The following is a 16073-nucleotide window of genomic DNA, read 5'->3' as shown; positions in this document are numbered from 1 at the left end:
CTACCCGTGCGTTACAGGTTGTTGGCTTTCTCGACAGCTTCTTCGATGCTGCCAACCATGTAAAAAGCCTGCTCCGGCAGGTGGTCGTACTCGCCCGCCAAAATGGCCTTGAAGCCGGCGATGGTGTCCTTCAGGGACACGTACTTGCCGGGGGAGCCGGTGAAGACCTCCGCCACGTGGAACGGCTGGGACAGGAAGCGCTCGATCTTACGGGCGCGGCCCACGATCTGCTTGTCTTCCTCGGACAGTTCGTCCATACCCAGGATGGCGATGATGTCCTTCAGCTCCTTGTAGCGCTGCAGTACCGACTGCACGCCGCGGGCCACTTCGTAGTGCTCGCTGCCGATGATCAGCGGGTCGAGCTGGCGGGAAGTGGAGTCCAGCGGGTCCACCGCGGGGTAGATACCCTTGGCCGCGATGTCGCGTGACAGTACCACGGTGGAGTCCAGGTGGGCGAAGGTGGTGGCCGGGGACGGGTCGGTGAGGTCGTCCGCCGGTACGTAAACCGCCTGGATGGAGGTGATGGAGCCCACCTTGGTGGAGGTAATGCGCTCCTGCAGTACACCCATCTCTTCCGCCAGGGTCGGCTGGTAGCCCACCGCGGAGGGCATCCGGCCCAGCAGCGCCGATACCTCGGTGCCCGCCAGGGTGTAGCGGTAGATGTTGTCCACGAACAGCAGTACGTCGCGGCCTTCGTCGCGGAATTTCTCCGCCATGGTCAGGCCGGTCAGGGCCACGCGCAGGCGGTTGCCGGGCGGCTCGTTCATCTGGCCGTAAACCATCGCCACTTTCGAGTTGCCCAGGTTCTCCACGTCAACGACCTTGGATTCCTGCATCTCGTAGTAGAAGTCGTTACCTTCACGGGTCCGCTCACCAACACCCGCGAATACAGACAGGCCGCTGTGCTCCGTGGCGATGTTGTTGATCAGCTCCATCATGTTCACGGTCTTGCCCACGCCGGCGCCGCCGAACAGGCCGACCTTGCCGCCCTTGGCGAAAGGACACACCAGGTCGATTACCTTGATGCCGGTTTCCAGCAGCTCTTCGGACGCCGCCAGCTCTTCGTAGGTGGGAGCTTCGCGGTGGATGGAAGCGCGCTCTTTTTCGCCGATGGGGCCGCGCTCGTCGATGGGGTTACCCAGCACGTCCATGATCCGGCCCAGGGTTTCCGTGCCGACAGGAACGGCAATCGGCGCGCCGGTGTTGTCCACCGCCAGGCCGCGGGAGAGGCCCTCGGAAGAACCCATGGCAATGGCGCGGACCACGCCGTCGCCCAGCTGCTGCTGGACTTCCAGCGTCAGGCCTTTCTCGGTCACGGTCAGTGCATCGTAGACCTGCGGCACGGCATCGCGTGGAAATTCCACGTCGATTACCGCACCGATAATTTGTACGACTCGTCCGCTGCTCATGTTCGGATCCTCTCTAAATATGTTCTTTCCGAGGTCAGATCCCTTTTTCGGTTCACGAAAAAGGGATCTGACCCCATTTAAGTCTGAATCTGTTAGCGCGAGCTAGCTGATCGCCGCCGCGCCACTCACGATCTCGGACAGCTCCTGGGTAATGGCGGCCTGCCGCGCCTTGTTGTAAATCAGCTGCAGGTCGTCGATCAGTTCCCCGGCGTTGTCGGTGGCGTTCTTCATCGCCAGCATCCGCGCGGCCTGTTCACAGGCGCCATTTTCCACCACGGCCTGGTACACCTGGGACTCGATATACCGACGCAACAGGTGCTCCAACAGCTCCTTGGCGTCCGGCTCGTAGATGTAGTCCCAGTGGTGCGCCATTTCCTGGGAATCCTCAGCGGGTAGCGGCAACAGCTGCTCAACGCTGGGATTCTGGGTCATGGTGTTAACGAACTCGTTGCTCACCAGGAACAGGCGGTCGATGCGGCCATCGGCATAGGCGTCCAGCATGGTTTTCACACCGCCGATCAGGTCGGACAGGGAAGGTTCCTCGCCGAGATCCCGGGTCGCGGAGACCACGTTGCCGCCGTAGCTGTTGAAGAAGGCCGCGGCCTTGGCGCCCACCAGGCCCAGGTCGATTTCGATCCCCTGGTCGGCCCACTCCTTCATCGCCCGCACGGTGGCCTTGAACAGGTTGATGTTCAGGCCGCCGCAGAGGCCGCGGTCGGTGGATACCACGATAAACCCGACCCGCTTGACCTCGCGCTCCACCATGTAGATGTGGCGGTACTCCGGCGCGGAGTTGGCCAGGTGCCCCACCACCGCGCGCATGCGGCGGGCGTAGGGCTTGCCGACTTCCATGCGATCCTGGGCCTTGCGCATTTTGCTCGCCGCCACCATTTCCATGGCGCTGGTGATCTTCTGCGTGCTCTGGATGCTGGAGATCTTGGTGCGTATTTCTTTTCCGACTGCCATTTAAGCGCCCTCGGCCTTACCAGGTCTGGGTGGCTTTGAACTTCTCGATCGCCGACTTGAAGCTGGACTCGATCTCGTCATCGTAGCCGCCAGTCTCGACAATCTTGTCCATCAGCGCGCCGTGCTCGGCGTGCATATAGGCCAGCAGGGCGGATTCGAAAGCGCCCACCTTGTCCACTTCCACGTCCTTGAGGTAACCCTCGTTGGCCGCGTACAGCATCACACCCATCTCGGCGATGCTCTGGGGCGAGTACTGCTTCTGCTTCATCAGCTCGGTGACGCGCTCACCGTGGTCCAGCTGGGCCTTGGTGGCGTCGTCCAGATCGGAGGCGAACTGGGAGAAGGCCGCCAGTTCACGGTACTGGGCCAGCGCGGTACGGATACCACCGGACAGTTTCTTCATGATCTTGGTCTGGGCGGCGCCGCCGACCCGGGATACCGAGATACCGGCGTTCATCGCCGGGCGGACGCCCGCGTTGAACATGTCCGCTTCCAGGAAGATCTGGCCGTCGGTGATGGAGATCACGTTGGTCGGTACGAAGGCCGAAACGTCGCCAGCCTGGGTCTCGATCACCGGCAGCGCGGTGAGGGAGCCGGTCTTGCCCTTCACTTCACCGTTGGTGAACTTCTCCACGTAGTCCGCGTTGACGCGCGCCGCGCGCTCCAGCAGGCGGGAGTGGAGGTAGAACACGTCGCCGGGGTAGGCTTCACGGCCCGGCGGACGGCGCAGCAGCAGGGAGATCTGGCGGTAGGCCCAGGCCTGCTTGGTCAGGTCATCGTAGATGATCAGGGCGTCTTCGCCGCGGTCGCGGTAGTACTCACCCATGGTGCAGCCGGCGAAGGGCGCCAGGTACTGCATGGCGGCCGGATCGGAAGCGGTCGCCGCCACGACAATGGTGTGTTCCATGGCGCCGTGCTCTTCCAGCTTGCGCACCACGGAAGCGACGGAGGAAGCCTTCTGGCCCACCGCCACATAGATACACTTAATGCCGGTGCCTTTCTGGTTGATGATCGCGTCCACCGCGATCGCGCTCTTGCCGATCTGGCGGTCGCCAATGATCAGCTCGCGCTGGCCGCGGCCGATCGGCACCATGGAGTCGATGGCCTTGAGGCCGATCTGTACCGGCTGGTCAACGGACTGGCGGGCGATAACGCCGGGCGCCACTTTTTCCAGGGCATCGGTCTTGTCGGTGTTGATCGGGCCCTTGCCATCGATCGGGTTACCCAGGGCGTCCACCACACGGCCCTGCAGTTCCGGACCCACCGGCACTTCCAGGATACGGCCGGTGCAACGGCAGGACTGGCCTTCGGCCAGTCCCTTGTAGTCGCCCAGGACCACGGCGCCAACGGAATCGCGCTCGAGGTTCAGCGCCATGCCGTAGATACCGCCGTCGAATTCGATCATCTCGCCGTACATCACGTCGTTCAGGCCGTGGATACGGATGATGCCGTCGGTAACCGAGACCACCGTGCCTTCGTTGCGAGCCTCGGAGGACACATCGAGCTGGTCGATGCGCTGCTTGATGATCTCGCTAATTTCAGATGGATTCAGTTGCTGCATGCTCTGTTCCTCAATCCTACAAATTCATTGCTTCGGCGAGCTTGTTCAGCCTGCCGCGCACGGACCCGTCGATCACCAGATCACCGGCCCTGATTAATACGCCACCCAGAAGGCTCTCGTCGGTGGAGGTGGTCACCACCACCTCGCGCTCCAGCTTTTTGCCAAGCGCCGCCGCCAGCCTGTCCCGCGCCGCGTCTTCCAGGTCGAAGGCGGACACCACTTCCACGTCCACCGACTTTTCCTGGTTGGCCTTGTACAGGGCGAACTGCTCGTGGATTTCCGGCAGCAGCGGCAGGCGCTTGTTGCTGGCCAGAATGGCGATGAAATTGCGCGCCGGTTCGCCCAGCGCGTCGCCGCACACATCGGTCAGGGTCTTGGCCTGCTGCTCGTCGGTCAGCGCGGGGTTGTTCAGCACCGACTCCATCGCGGGATCGACCGCCACCGCGGCGGCGGTCGCCAGCTGTTCGGCCCACTGCGCCAGTGCGCCGTGCTCCTTGGCGTATTCGAAGGCCGCCTTCGCGTAGGGACGCGCCAGTGTGCTCAATTCAGCCATTGGGTCCTCGCTTTAAAGCTCTGAAGCCAGCTGGTCCACCAACTCGGCGTGGGTGTTGCGATCGATGCTCTTGCCCAGCACCTTCTCGGCACCGGCAAGCGACAGCGCCGCCACCTGGCTCCGCAGCTGTTCGCGGGCGCGGTTGGATTCCTGCTCGATCTCTGCCTGGGCGGAAGCCTTCACGCGGTCCGCTTCCACCTGGGCGGCGGACTTGGCTTCCTCGACGATCTGGTTGGCGCGCTTGTTGGCGGAGTCGATGATGCCGGCGGCTTCGGTCTTGGCCTCGCGCAGGCGCTCCACCGCTTTTTCCTTGGCCAGTTCCAGGTCGTGATTGGCGCGGTCGGCGGCAGCCAGCCCGTCGGCGATTTTCTTTTCCCGTTCCTGCATCGCGGCCAACAGCGGCGGCCACACGTACTTCATGCAGAAAACGACAAAACAGACAAACGCGACCATCTGCCCGATAAGCGTAAGGTTAATATTCACGCCGTGCTCCTCACAGATTGCTTAAGGGCCGCATGGGAGCGGCCCCGTTTTCAGCCGTAGCTCGCTTGATCCGCGGCTTAACCGGCAACTACGAAGATCAGGTACATGGCGATACCCACGCCGATGATCGGGATCGCGTCCACCAGGCCGGCGCCCAGGAAGAAGGTCACCTGCAGCTTGGGAGCCAGTTCCGGCTGACGGGCGGAGCCCTCGATCAGCTTACCGCCCAGCAGGCCCACGCCGATCGCGGCGCCCAGACCACCCAGACCCATCATGATGGCGGCAGCAACGTAGATTAATTCCATGATTTTCTCCTAACGTTAAGAACCAAAGGTTGTTGAATAGTGAATCAGTGATCTTCGTGGGCCATGCTCAGGTACACGATCGTGAGCACCATGAAGATGAATGCCTGCAGGGTGATCACCAGGATGTGGAAGATCGCCCAGCCGACTTGCAGCAGGCCAGCGGGTACCGCCCACGCCAGGCCGGCGCTGAACAGGGCTGCAATCAGGATAAAGATCATCTCGCCCGCGTACATGTTGCCGAACAGACGCAGGCCGAGGGAGAAGGGCTTGGCCAGCAGGCCCACCACTTCCATGAACAGGTTCACCGGGATGAAGAGCCAGTGGTTGAAGGGGTTGAGGGTCAGCTCCTTCACGAAACCGAAGCCCTTTACCTTGATCGAGTAGTACAGCATCAGGATGAACACCCCGACGGCCATGCCCATGGTGATATTGGGGTCGGTGGAGGGCACGATCTTGTGGTACTCCACGCCCAGCAACATCATGGTGTGCGGGATCAGGTCGACCGGAATCAGGTCCATCAGGTTCATCAAAAAGACCCAGACGAAAATGGTCAGGGCCAGGGGAGCGACCAGCTTGTTGTGGCCGTGGAAGGTGTCGCGCACGGTGTTGTCGACAAAACCGACGATCATCTCCACCGCGTTGAGCATGCCGGAGGGCACGCCGGCGCTGGCTTTGACCGCCATGCGGCGGAACAGCCAGCAGAAAATGATACCCAGGCCGATGGACCAGGCCATGGAGTCGACGTGGATCGCATTGAAGCCCATGGCCGCGGCTTCCTCGCCGCCGTGGGCCATGACCCAGGCGCCGCCCTCACCGATGACGGAACCGTCGTAACGCTCGAAACCGGCAGGCAGCTTGCCAAAGGTAAGATTCGTCAGGTGGTGGACAATGTATTCGGAAACGGTCTGGTTTTCGCCTGCCATCTAATCCAACTCTTGCGTCTGTACTCTTTGTGCCGGCGGCCGCCGCAGCAGCATCCAGCTTCCAGTTATCTGTATCGCCAGCATCGCCAGGTAGCCGGCGAACACGGCGGCCCCCGAAACCGGGCGCAGCAGCATGAAAACCGCCGCAAAGCCCGCTGCGCTGAGCAGGAACTTGCCCACCTCGCCCGCGTAACCCGAGCGGGCGACGGCCTGCGCCGAGCGAGCGCCGCTGTAGCGGAACGCCCTGGCGGCGAACCAGGCCTGTGGCACTACCGCCACCAGCCCACCGCAAAGCGCGGACAGTCCCCATACCCCGTCCCACAGCGCGAGCAGCAGGCACGCGGGCAGCAGCAGGGCCACCTGGGCCAGACTGATGCGATACACGGGTGGTCTCGCGATCGGCGCGCCGCGACTCATCGGGCCTCACCTGTAGTGCGGCTCCATGAGAGGTTTTTCATCCGATCGGGCGCGCGCATTATAGGGGGATTAGAGGGGCGGTTCAACCGGACGGAAGGCGGTTTGACTGCAAGATTTCGCCGCCGTTCCCCACACTTTCGCGGCAATTTAGCCGGCCTGGACGGCGGTCGCTGGAGAGCATACATCATCTGGTATCGGCGCGACCCCGTGGCACTACATACTGTGGTTGGATGGGCGGCGGCCTATTTGATGTGGCCGAGGATGCCGTCGAGCTCGTCCAGGCTGTTGTAGGCCAGCACCAGCTTGCCGCGGCCCTTGGCCGAATGCTGGATCTGCACCCGTGTGCCCAGTTTCTGCGACAAATCGTCCTGTAGCTGGCGGATATTCGGGTCGAGGCGCTGCTCCGCCGCCGGCGCGCGCGTCTTCGCCGCCAGCAGGTTGCGCACCAGGGCCTCGGTCTGGCGCACCGACATGCCCTTGCCCACCACGGTGCGCGCGGCCTGGGACTGGTCGACGCCGCTGAGTCCCAGCAGCGCGCGGGCGTGGCCCATTTCCAGGTCGCCCCGTTCCAGCAGCACGCGCACGTCCTCCTGCAGCGTCATCAGGCGCAGCAGGTTGGCGATGGTCGAGCGGCTCTTGCCCACCGCCGCGGCCACTTCCTGCTGGGTGAGTTCAAATTCCTGCTGCAGGCGCTGCAGGGCGATGGCCTCCTCCACGGGGTTGAGGTCCTCGCGCTGGATGTTCTCGATCAGCGCCATGGCGATGGCGGCTTCGTCGGGCACCTCCCGGATGACCGCGGGAATGGTGTCCAGGCCGGCAATTTGGGTGGCCCGCCAGCGCCGCTCGCCGGCGATGATCTCGTACTTGCGGTCGGACACCTGGCGCACCACGATGGGTTGCATCACGCCCTGGGCCTTGATGCTGTCCGCCAGCTCCTGCAGGGACTCCGGATCCATGTCCCGGCGCGGCTGGTACTTGCCGCGCTGGATCAGATCCACCGGCAGGCGCTTGAGCTGGTCCTCGGCGGCGCCGGTCTCCACCGCGGTCGTCGCCACTTCCTCGGCGGAGGCCACCGCCTCGCGGGCCGTGTTGTTGGCGCCCAGCAGGGCGTCCAGTCCCCGGCCGAGGCCGCGTTTCCTCGCAGTCATTGGCTGCCTCCGTCGGGTGCCATGATCAGGGTGGGTGTCACAATGCCGTCCGCCGCCGCGGTCGGCGGGCCGCCCTCGTCCCGGCGGATGATTTCCCCGGCCAGCGCCATGTAGGCCTTGGACCCCCGCGAATAGCGGTCGTAGTACATCACCGGCACGCCGTGGCTGGGCGCCTCGGCCAGGCGCACGTTGCGCGGGATCACCGTGCGGTACACCTTGCCGGCGAAGTGCTGGTGCAGTTGCGTGGACACATCGTTGGTCAGGCTGTTGCGCGGGTCGTACATGGTGCGCAGGATGCCCTCGATTTTCAGCTCCGGGTTCACCGCGCCAGCCACCCGGGAAATAGTATCGATCAGCGCCGACAGGCCCTCCAGGGCGTAGTACTCGCACTGCATGGCGATAATCACGCCTTCCGCCGCCACCAGGGCATTGAGGGTCAGCAGATTGAGCGAGGGCGGGCAGTCGATGAGGACGTAGTCGCACAGGCCGTCCACTTCCTCGAGGGCATCGCGCAGGCGCCGCTCGCGATTGTCCACACCCACCAGTTCCACCTCCGCGGCGGTGAGGTCGCCGTTGGCGGGCACCACCGAGTAATCGCCCTCGGCGGCGGCCACCATGACGTTCAACACCGGGGTGCCGTGCACCAGCAGGTCGTAGGTGCTGTGCTCCACCGCGTGCTTGTCGACGCCACTGCCCATGGTGGCATTGCCCTGGGGGTCGAGATCCACCAGGATCACCCGCTTGCGGGTGGCCGCCAGGGATGCCGCGAGGTTGACGCAGGTGGTGGTCTTGCCGACACCGCCCTTCTGGTTCGCAATCGCGATGACTTTTGCCACAGACTCCTTCGCTCTTCTCTAGCAAGGTGTTGAAAAAGCCTTGCAAGGCTTTTTCAAGCCATCTTTGCGGCGCATGTCCGCAAAGATGGACACTGAAAATCAAACGCTTACGTGTTTGATTTTGTCGATCAATTACCCGCTGCCTTCGACGGGGCCATCACCACCAGGTGGCGCGCCTCGCCCAGACCGGGTACGTCGATGGGCGCCACCGACAAAATGTCGCATTCGCGGGCAACGGTTGCCAGTTCGGCTTCCGGGTAGACCCCCTTCATGGCCAGGTAGCGGCCGCCCGGCGCCAGCAAGTGCCGGCAGCCGGCCACCATGTCCTCCAGCGAGGCAAAGGCGCGGGAAAGCACCGCATCGTACAACAGCACCGGGCGATAGGCCTCCACCCGGGCATGGTGCACGGTCATATTATCCAAGCCAAGGGCGGTTTTCACCTGAAACAGGAAGCGGGTCTTCTTGCTGTTGCTGTCGAGCAGGTGAAATTCGCGCTCCGGGAATAGAATGGCCAGCGGTACCCCGGGCAGGCCGGCGCCGGTTCCGACATCGATCAAGCGCCGCCCGCTGAGCAGGGGGGCGATGGCCAGGCTGTCCAACAGGTGCTTGCGCACCCTGTCGCCGGTGCCGCGCACGGCGGTCAGGTTGTAGGCCCGGTTCCACTTTTCGAGCAGCGCCAGGTAGTCGCAGAGCGCGTCGAGCTGGCGCGCCGAGATCGCGAGCGATAGCGATTCGCAGCCCGCGGCCAGCGCCGCCCGCGCCTCTTCGTCGTGTGCGGAAACCACGCCCGGGTCAGGCGCTCTGGCGGCCGCCGGCCGCGCGTTCCAGCGCGCCGCGTTTTTTCAGGTAGATCAGCAACAGCGAAACCGCGGCGGGGGTCACGCCGGGGATGCGGCTGGCGCGGGCCAGGGTTTCGGGCCGGGCCTCCCCCAGTTTTTGCTTCACCTCGTTGGACAGGCCATCGACCACGCTGTAGTCCAGGTCGGCGGGCAGGGCGGTGTGCTCGAAGCGGCGCAGGCGCTCGATATCTTCCTGCTGGCGGTCGATGTAGCCGGCGTACTTGGCCTGGATCTGTACCTGTTCCGCGGCCTGGGCATCCGCGGTGGCCTCGCCCTTGAGCGCGGCCACGTCGGCATAGGTCAGTTCCGGGCGCTTGAGCAGATCCGCCAGGGAGTACTCCCGGGTCAGGGGTTTCTTGAGCTTGGCGTCCAGCTGCTCGGACTCGGGGGAACCGGGGTGCACGAAGGTACTGGCCAGGCGCGCCGTCTCCGCCTCGATGGCCGCGCACTTGCGCTCGAAGCGCGCCCAGCGCGCGTCGTCCACCAGGCCCAGTTCGCGGCCTTTCGGGGTCAGGCGCAAGTCGGCGTTGTCCTCGCGCAGCAACAGGCGATATTCGGCCCGCGAGGTGAACATGCGGTAGGGCTCCAGGGTGCCCATGGTGATCAAATCGTCCACCAGCACCCCGATGTAGGCCTCGTCGCGGCGCGGGCACCAGGCCTCTTCACCGCGCACGGCAAGGGCGGCGTTCAGTCCGGCCAGCAGGCCCTGGGCCGCCGCTTCCTCGTAGCCGGTGGTGCCGTTGATCTGGCCGGCGAAGTACAGCCCCGGCAGGACTTTCGTTTCCAGCGAGTAGTGCAGGTCGCGGGGATCGAAGAAGTCGTACTCGATGGCGTAGCCCGGACGGGTGATGTGCGCGTTCTCGAAGCCGGCGATCGAGCGCACCAGTTCGTACTGCACGTCGAAGGGCAGGCTGGTGGAGATGCCGTTGGGGTAGAGCTCGTTGGAGCGCAAGCCCTCGGGCTCGATAAACACCTGGTGCGAATTCTTGTCGGCGAAGCGGTGGATCTTGTCCTCCACGCTGGGGCAGTAGCGCGGCCCCACGCCCTCGATCACCCCGGAGAACATCGGCGAGCGGTCCAGCGAGCCGCGAATGATGTCGTGGGTGCGCTCGTTGGTGTACGTGATCCAGCAGCAGCGCTGCTCGGGGTGTTCCGCCACCGAGCCGAGGTAGGACATCACCGGTTGCGGCTCGTCGCCCCACTGCTCCTCGAGATTGGAAAAATCCACCGAGCGCGCGTCGATGCGCGGCGGGGTGCCGGTCTTCAGGCGCTCCACGCGGAAGGGCAGCTCCCGCAGGCGCCGGGCCAGGGCGATGGCCGGCGGGTCGCCGGCGCGGCCGCCGGCGCTGTGTTCCAGGCCGATGTGGATCTTACCGCCGAGGAAGGTGCCGGTAGTCAGCACCACGCGGGGGGCGCGGAAGGTGAGGCCCATCTGGGTCACGGCGCCGGCCACGCGGCCGTTTTCCACCAACAGGTCGTCGACCGCCTGCTGGAAAATGCTGAGGTTGGGCTGGTTTTCGAGGATCTCGCGGATGGCGTTGCGGTACAACACCCGGTCCGCCTGGGCGCGGGTGGCGCGCACTGCGGGGCCCTTGCGGGCGTTGAGCACCCGGAACTGGATGCCCGCGCGGTCGGTGGCGCGGGCCATGGCGCCGCCGAGGGCGTCCACTTCCTTGACCAGGTGGCTCTTACCGATGCCGCCGATGGCGGGGTTGCAGGACATCTGCCCCAGGGTGTCAACGCTGTGGGTCAGCAGCAGGGTGCGGCAGCCCATGCGCGCGGCGGCCAGGCAGGCCTCGGTGCCGGCATGGCCGCCACCGATCACGATCACATCAAACTGTTGCCGGTACTCCACGTGGCTGCCTCGTCCGGGGTGGATAAATTTTCGGGGGCGCGATTATACGTGCCGTTATCGCCATTGTACAAAAATTGTTCTGTGGGGGGTTGGTCGAATGGATTCGGTCCTACATGAGGCCGTTGGGGGGGGGGTTGGTCGAATGAATTCGACCCTACATGGGTCGTTGTTGGGGGGATTTGGTCGAATGAATTCGACCCTACAACGACGTTTCCCCAGCCCTGTAGGGTCGAATTCATTCGACCGCCCTCCTACCGCTGCCGGTAGGGAATCTGGCAATAGCTGATACCGCGGGCGGGACCCGCGCCGCGCTTGGCCAAAAACAACTCCAGGGAATTCATCGACAGATCGATGTTGCTGGTGGGGCCGAGGTACACATGGTCCAGGCCCATCGCGGCGGTGTTTTCGCGTTCGCGCAACTCGAAGGCGTACCAGGGCACCAGCATCGAGGCCCCCTCGCGGAAATGCACCGGCTGCGCCGAGCAATCGGCGATCACCGGGGACACGATGCGCCATTCCTGCTCCTCCTCGAAGGCGGGGTGCTTGAGAATCGCCGCCAGGCGCAACAGACGCCCCTCGACCCGCTCGAAGATGGACAGGGTCGCCTGTTCATCCGACTCGTGGTAATCCGCGGCGGCGGAACTCTCCACCGCGTCGACCACTTCCTCGATCAACTCCCGCTGCCTGGCGGAATCGTAAACGCAACGCCCCACCTGGAAATGCTGGCGCCGGGCACAGGATGACAGGTGTTGGGGGTTGAAACCCAGGCTGACGCCCTTGCCGTGCACGCTGTAGCCGCGCCACTGGCTGAGCAGGTTGCCGTTGGCGCGAAACGACGCGGCAAACAGCATCGGGCCGCCAACGATGCGGTGGGACAGCCAATCCAGCAGCTGGTTGAGCAGCACGGGGCGGTCTGTACCGGCAATGACCCGGCGGGTGATGTGGTCGCGCATTAGCTCGAGGGTGTGCCGCAATTCCGCGGAGTCGTTCATGTAGCGCACGTCCGAGGCGCGCAAGTGACCCGACTCGACAATACCGAGCAGGCCCGACAGCGAGGTGTAGTGATACAGCGTGTCGGTGGGCACGGTGGAGTACAGGCGGCGAAGGATGTCGTCGATCATGGCGGTTGTTCGTTTTTTGTTCGTTGAAGAATCCCTGTTTATTGTTAAATAAGTAATCTTGTATATGAGTATATAGAGTCTGTTTTATTGTTGTTGTTTCTATTGGCTTGCCCCTAGCTTGTGGACTCGCCTGTTTTATTCAATAAAAACAAATCGTTAGAGCAATGATAGCCGGGGCCAAAACCCCTGCTTTTGACCCCGCTAAAACCCTGTTTCGCCTGGGGACCGATTGGGCATGAAATCGCGGCCCGCGGCGCGGGTCGACCTTATCCAGTTTTTGCCCCGACTGTAATCAGGGCTTGTGCAGTCATTGCCCACAGAAACTGTGGATGTTGTTGTGAGTTCGCGAAACCCTGTGGACGGTCTGTGCGCAAGATCTGGGGAAGCTGGGGGCGGTTTGCCGCTGTGGATATGTGTGTGGATTCTTTGTGCGCGGGGGCTGGAAACGGTGTTTGCCCGTTGTGGGCGGGGGATGGCGGTTCTACTTGCCGATGCAGAAACTGGAAAAGATCTCGCCCAGTAATTCGTCGCTGCTGATGGCGCCGGTGATGCGGCCCAGGGCGTTGTGGCACTGGCGCAGGTCTTCCGCCAGCAATTCGCCGGCGCCGGCTTCGTCGAGTTGCGCCTGGCCGGCGGCCAGGAACCGGGCCGCTTCCTCCAGGGCCTCGAGGTGGCGGCGCCGGGCGCTGAAGCTGCCCCCCGCGCTCTCGCTGTAGCCCATGCACTGCTTGAGGTGCTCGCGCAGCAGGTCCATGCCGGCGCCGGTCAGGGCCGACAGTTCGATGATCACGTCGTCGCCCTGGCGCAGCACGGCGGGTTCGCGGCCGGAGAGGTCCGCCTTGTTGTGGATGACGGTGACCGGCAGTTCCGCGCCCAGGCGTTCGTCTTTTTCCGGCCACAGGGCGGCGCTGGCGGTGTCGGCGTCGGGGGAGCTGCCGTCCACCACCAGCAGGATGCGGTCGGCGGAGGCCATTTCCTGCCAGGCCCGGCGAATGCCCTCCTGTTCCACCGCGTCGGCGCTCTCGCGCAGACCGGCGGTGTCGACGATGTGCAGGGGCATGCCGTCGATCTGGATGTGTTCGCGCAGCACGTCGCGGGTGGTGCCCTCGATGGGCGTGACAATGGCGGTGTCCTGGCCGGCCAGGGCATTGAGCAGGCTCGATTTGCCGGCATTGGGCCGGCCGGCGATGACCAGTTTCATGCCCTCCTGTAGCAGGCTGCCCTGGCGGGCCTGGCGCAGCACGCCCTGCAGTTGTGCCTCAAGCGCGGTCACCTGCTCGGCGACCTTGCCATCCGCGAGGAAGTCGATTTCCTCCTCGGGGAAGTCGATGGCGGCCTCCACGTAAACCCGCAGGCGGGTGACCGCGGCCACCAGTTCGTCGATCTCCCGGGAGAAGGCCCCCTGCAGCGAACGGGTGGCGCTGCGCGCGGCCTGCTCGGTGGTACTGTTGATCAAATCGGCGATCGCCTCGGCCTGGGCCAGGTCGAGTTTGTCGTTGAGGAAGGCGCGCTCGGAAAATTCACCGGGACGGGCGTTGCGGGCGCCGGCCACGGCGCACTCCCGCAACAGCAGATCGAGTATCACCGGCCCGCCGTGACCCTGCAGTTCCACCACATCCTCGCCGGTGAAGGAGTTGGGGGCGGGGAAATACAGGGCAATGCCGCTGTCGAGCAGCTGTCCACCGCCATCGGAAAAGTGGCAGAAATGCGCGTGCCGCGGGGTCAGGCCCTTGCCACAGAGATGCTCACCGATGGCCCGGGCGCGGGGACCGGACAGGCGCACAATGCCGACGCCACCCCGGCCGGGGGCGGTGGCGATGGCGGCGATGGTGTCGCCGTCGAGGGAGGACAGGTTGCTCATGGCCGCAGTATACGATTACCGGGCGGTGGAAGGCATGCCCAATGCCTCAGGCCGGGGAATGCCCCGGCCCGTGGCAGGGTCGCTGTCGCGTCAGGCGGCCGCTGCTTTCTCGATCTGGCGCGTGATCACCCATTGCTGGGCGATGGACAGCAGGTTGTTCACCAGCCAGTACAGCACCAGGCCGGCGGGGAACCAGAGGAAGAAGAAGGTGAACATCACCGGCATCCACTGCATGATCTTGGCCTGCATGGGGTCGGGCGGCGGGGGGTTCAGTTTCTGCATGAACCACATGCTGGCGCCCATCAGCAGGGGCAGCACGAAATAGGGGTCCATTACCGAGAGGTCATTGATCCACAGCGCGAAGGGCGCGTGGCGCAATTCCACGGATTCCATCAACACCCAGTACAGGGCGATGAACACCGGCATTTGCACCAGGATCGGCAGGCAGCCGCCCAGGGGGTTGATCTTCTCCTTGCGGTACAGCTCCATCATCGCCTGCGACTGCTTCTGCTTGTCATCGGAGTACTGCTCGCGGATGTCCTGCATCTTCGGTTGCACGCGGCGCATGTTGGCCATCGAGCGGTAGCTGGTGGCGCTGAGCTTGAAGAAGGCGGCCTTGATCAGCACCGTTAGCAGGATGATCGCCACGCCCCAGTTGGCGACCAGGGCGTGGATCTTGGTCAGCAGCCAGAACAGCGGTTGCGCGATCCACCACAGCCAGCCGTAGTCCACGCTGAGGTCGAGGTAGGGGGAGATTTTCTCCAGGCGGTACTGGTCCTTGGGGCCGGCGTAGAAGCGCGCGCCCACTTCGCCGCTCTGCCCCGGCGCGATCACCACCGCCGGGCTGGTGAAACCGGCGATATTGAAACCGCTGCCGGTGACCCGGGTGCTGTAGGTGTGGCTCTGTTCGGGGTTGGGAATCCAGGCGCTGAGGAAGTAGTGCTGGATCATCGCGATCCAGCCGCCGGGCAGCTGCTGCTTGAAGGGTTCCTCGTGCATGTCGTCGAAGCTGAATTTGGCGAAGCGGTCGTCGGGCAGCGTGGTGGCCGCGCCGAGGAAGGGCTGGATGCCCATGCCGCTGTTGCCCGAGTTGGGCGCTTCGCTGCCGTCGCGCTTGAGCTGGCCGAACAGGTTGGCCTGGAAGGGCTGGTCGCCGTTGTTCTCGATCAGGTAGTCGACCTTGATCAGGTAGTGGTCGCGCTGGAAGGTGAAGCGCTTGGTGACTTTCACGCCATTGTTGCCGGTCCACAGGAGGTCGACCTGCAATTCGTCCTGCCCCTCGGCGAGGGTGTAGCGCGGCTGCGCCGTTTGGTAACTGGCGCGGCCCTGGCTGTCGATGCCGTCGCGGCCGATCAACCCGCTCTGGGCGACATAGGTCCGCTGCTGATTGCTCTCCAGCAGAACAAAGGGCTGGCCCTCGAGTTCCTCCAGGTGTTCCACCAGGGCCAGTTCGACAATATCGCCGCCGTGCAGGTCGATGGCGAGCTGCAGTTCATCGGTGAACACCTGCACGATGCGCCCGCTGCCATTGCCATTGTCCGCCGCAACCTCGGCGGCGGCCGGCTCACCGGGAGCCGCCGGCGCGGTGGGGATATCGTCCGCCGCGGCGTTCGCCACGGGCTGCTCGCTGTCCGGTGGCGTGGGGAGCGTGTCGCCGCTATCGGTGAGTCGGCTGGTGACGGGGGCCGCCGCCTGGGTCTTGTCTTCCTTGAACGCCACCCATTCCGTGAGCAGCATGAAAGACAGTACGGCAATCGCGCCAATCAGCAGTGAGCGTTGCAAATCCATAATTCAGT

At 64.3% G+C, this 16073-nt stretch carries 15 protein-coding genes; all 15 read right to left on the bottom strand.

What is annotated here, in order from left to right; genetic code table 11:
- Positions 1–11: 11 nt before the first annotated feature.
- The 15 genes from atpD to yidC all read right to left on the bottom strand — a co-directional run bounded on the left by atpD (position 12) and on the right by yidC (position 16065).
- Complete coding sequence (gene atpD, locus JYP50_RS11310) at positions 12–1409, bottom strand: F0F1 ATP synthase subunit beta (RefSeq protein ID WP_206560626.1); 1398 nt, start codon at positions 1407–1409, stop codon at positions 12–14.
- A 102-nt stretch (positions 1410–1511) separates the two neighbouring features.
- The gene (gene atpG / locus JYP50_RS11305) at positions 1512–2375 is read right to left on the bottom strand and encodes a F0F1 ATP synthase subunit gamma (protein ID WP_206560625.1); all 864 of its coding nucleotides are present in this window, start codon (positions 2373–2375) and stop codon (positions 1512–1514) included.
- Positions 2376–2391: 16 nt separating this feature from the next.
- Positions 2392–3936 carry a F0F1 ATP synthase subunit alpha gene (atpA, locus tag JYP50_RS11300; RefSeq protein ID WP_206560624.1) on the bottom strand — a complete coding sequence of 515 codons (1545 nt, stop codon included), beginning with the start codon at positions 3934–3936 and terminating at the stop codon, positions 2392–2394.
- 16 nt (positions 3937–3952) lie between these two features.
- Positions 3953–4489 (bottom strand): F0F1 ATP synthase subunit delta, encoded by a 537-nt coding sequence (locus JYP50_RS11295; RefSeq protein WP_206560623.1) that lies wholly within the window; start codon positions 4487–4489, stop codon positions 3953–3955.
- Between the two features lie 12 nt (positions 4490–4501).
- Entirely contained in the window at positions 4502–4972 is a 471-nt protein-coding gene (locus JYP50_RS11290; RefSeq protein ID WP_206560622.1) for a F0F1 ATP synthase subunit B, read from the bottom strand.
- Between the two features lie 77 nt (positions 4973–5049).
- A complete protein-coding gene (atpE, locus tag JYP50_RS11285) occupies positions 5050–5277 on the bottom strand; it encodes a F0F1 ATP synthase subunit C (protein ID WP_009020576.1) in 228 nt (75 codons plus the stop codon).
- A gap of 44 nt (positions 5278–5321) precedes the next feature.
- Positions 5322–6200, bottom strand: coding sequence for a F0F1 ATP synthase subunit A (gene atpB, locus JYP50_RS11280; protein WP_206560621.1), 879 nt, complete (start codon positions 6198–6200; stop codon positions 5322–5324).
- Positions 6201–6584, bottom strand: a complete 384-nt coding sequence (locus JYP50_RS11275) for an ATP synthase subunit I (protein ID WP_206560620.1) — start codon at positions 6582–6584, stop codon at positions 6201–6203. It abuts the gene before it with no gap.
- 275 nt (positions 6585–6859) lie between these two features.
- Positions 6860–7765, bottom strand: a complete 906-nt coding sequence (locus JYP50_RS11270; protein ID WP_206560619.1) for a ParB/RepB/Spo0J family partition protein — start codon at positions 7763–7765, stop codon at positions 6860–6862.
- Positions 7762–8601 carry an AAA family ATPase gene (locus tag JYP50_RS11265; RefSeq protein WP_206560618.1) on the bottom strand — a complete coding sequence of 280 codons (840 nt, stop codon included), beginning with the start codon at positions 8599–8601 and terminating at the stop codon, positions 7762–7764. The genes JYP50_RS11270 and JYP50_RS11265 overlap by 4 nt, the downstream gene beginning before the upstream one ends.
- A 128-nt stretch (positions 8602–8729) precedes the next feature.
- The gene (rsmG, locus tag JYP50_RS11260; RefSeq protein ID WP_206560617.1) at positions 8730–9386 is read right to left on the bottom strand and encodes a 16S rRNA (guanine(527)-N(7))-methyltransferase RsmG; all 657 of its coding nucleotides are present in this window, start codon (positions 9384–9386) and stop codon (positions 8730–8732) included.
- 7 nt (positions 9387–9393) lie between these two features.
- Complete coding sequence (gene mnmG, locus JYP50_RS11255) at positions 9394–11295, bottom strand: tRNA uridine-5-carboxymethylaminomethyl(34) synthesis enzyme MnmG (protein WP_206560616.1); 1902 nt, start codon at positions 11293–11295, stop codon at positions 9394–9396.
- A 251-nt stretch (positions 11296–11546) separates the two neighbouring features.
- Positions 11547–12416, bottom strand: coding sequence for a DUF2971 domain-containing protein (locus JYP50_RS11250; protein WP_206560615.1), 870 nt, complete (start codon positions 12414–12416; stop codon positions 11547–11549).
- A 481-nt stretch (positions 12417–12897) separates the two neighbouring features.
- Positions 12898–14277, bottom strand: coding sequence for a tRNA uridine-5-carboxymethylaminomethyl(34) synthesis GTPase MnmE (gene mnmE / locus JYP50_RS11245; RefSeq protein ID WP_206560614.1), 1380 nt, complete (start codon positions 14275–14277; stop codon positions 12898–12900).
- A gap of 90 nt (positions 14278–14367) precedes the next feature.
- On the bottom strand, positions 14368–16065 hold the full coding sequence (gene yidC, locus JYP50_RS11240) for a membrane protein insertase YidC (protein ID WP_206560613.1): 1698 nt from the start codon (positions 16063–16065) through the stop codon (positions 14368–14370).
- Positions 16066–16073 lie beyond the last annotated feature (8 nt).

This window comes from Parahaliea mediterranea (assembly GCF_017255185.1).
GTDB lineage: Bacteria > Pseudomonadota > Gammaproteobacteria > Pseudomonadales > Halieaceae > JAFKCZ01.
Note: the sequence above shows the minus strand (reverse complement) of the source record. Positions and strands in the feature narration are given on the sequence as shown.

Excerpts from the sequence above, each read along its gene's own strand:
- atpD (WP_206560626.1), bottom strand. The coding sequence starts at position 1,409 with ATGAGCAGCGGACGAGTCGTACAAATTATCGGTGCGGTAATCGACGTG.
- atpG (WP_206560625.1), bottom strand. The coding sequence starts at position 2,375 with ATGGCAGTCGGAAAAGAAATACGCACCAAGATCTCCAGCATCCAGAGC.
- atpA (WP_206560624.1), bottom strand. The coding sequence starts at position 3,936 with ATGCAGCAACTGAATCCATCTGAAATTAGCGAGATCATCAAGCAGCGC.
- JYP50_RS11295 (WP_206560623.1), bottom strand. The coding sequence starts at position 4,489 with ATGGCTGAATTGAGCACACTGGCGCGTCCCTACGCGAAGGCGGCCTTC.
- atpE (WP_009020576.1), bottom strand. The coding sequence starts at position 5,277 with ATGGAATTAATCTACGTTGCTGCCGCCATCATGATGGGTCTGGGTGGT.
- atpB (WP_206560621.1), bottom strand. The coding sequence starts at position 6,200 with ATGGCAGGCGAAAACCAGACCGTTTCCGAATACATTGTCCACCACCTG.
- JYP50_RS11270 (WP_206560619.1), bottom strand. The coding sequence starts at position 7,765 with ATGACTGCGAGGAAACGCGGCCTCGGCCGGGGACTGGACGCCCTGCTG.
- JYP50_RS11250 (WP_206560615.1), bottom strand. The coding sequence starts at position 12,416 with ATGATCGACGACATCCTTCGCCGCCTGTACTCCACCGTGCCCACCGAC.
- mnmE (WP_206560614.1), bottom strand. The coding sequence starts at position 14,277 with ATGAGCAACCTGTCCTCCCTCGACGGCGACACCATCGCCGCCATCGCC.
- yidC (WP_206560613.1), bottom strand. The coding sequence starts at position 16,065 with ATGGATTTGCAACGCTCACTGCTGATTGGCGCGATTGCCGTACTGTCT.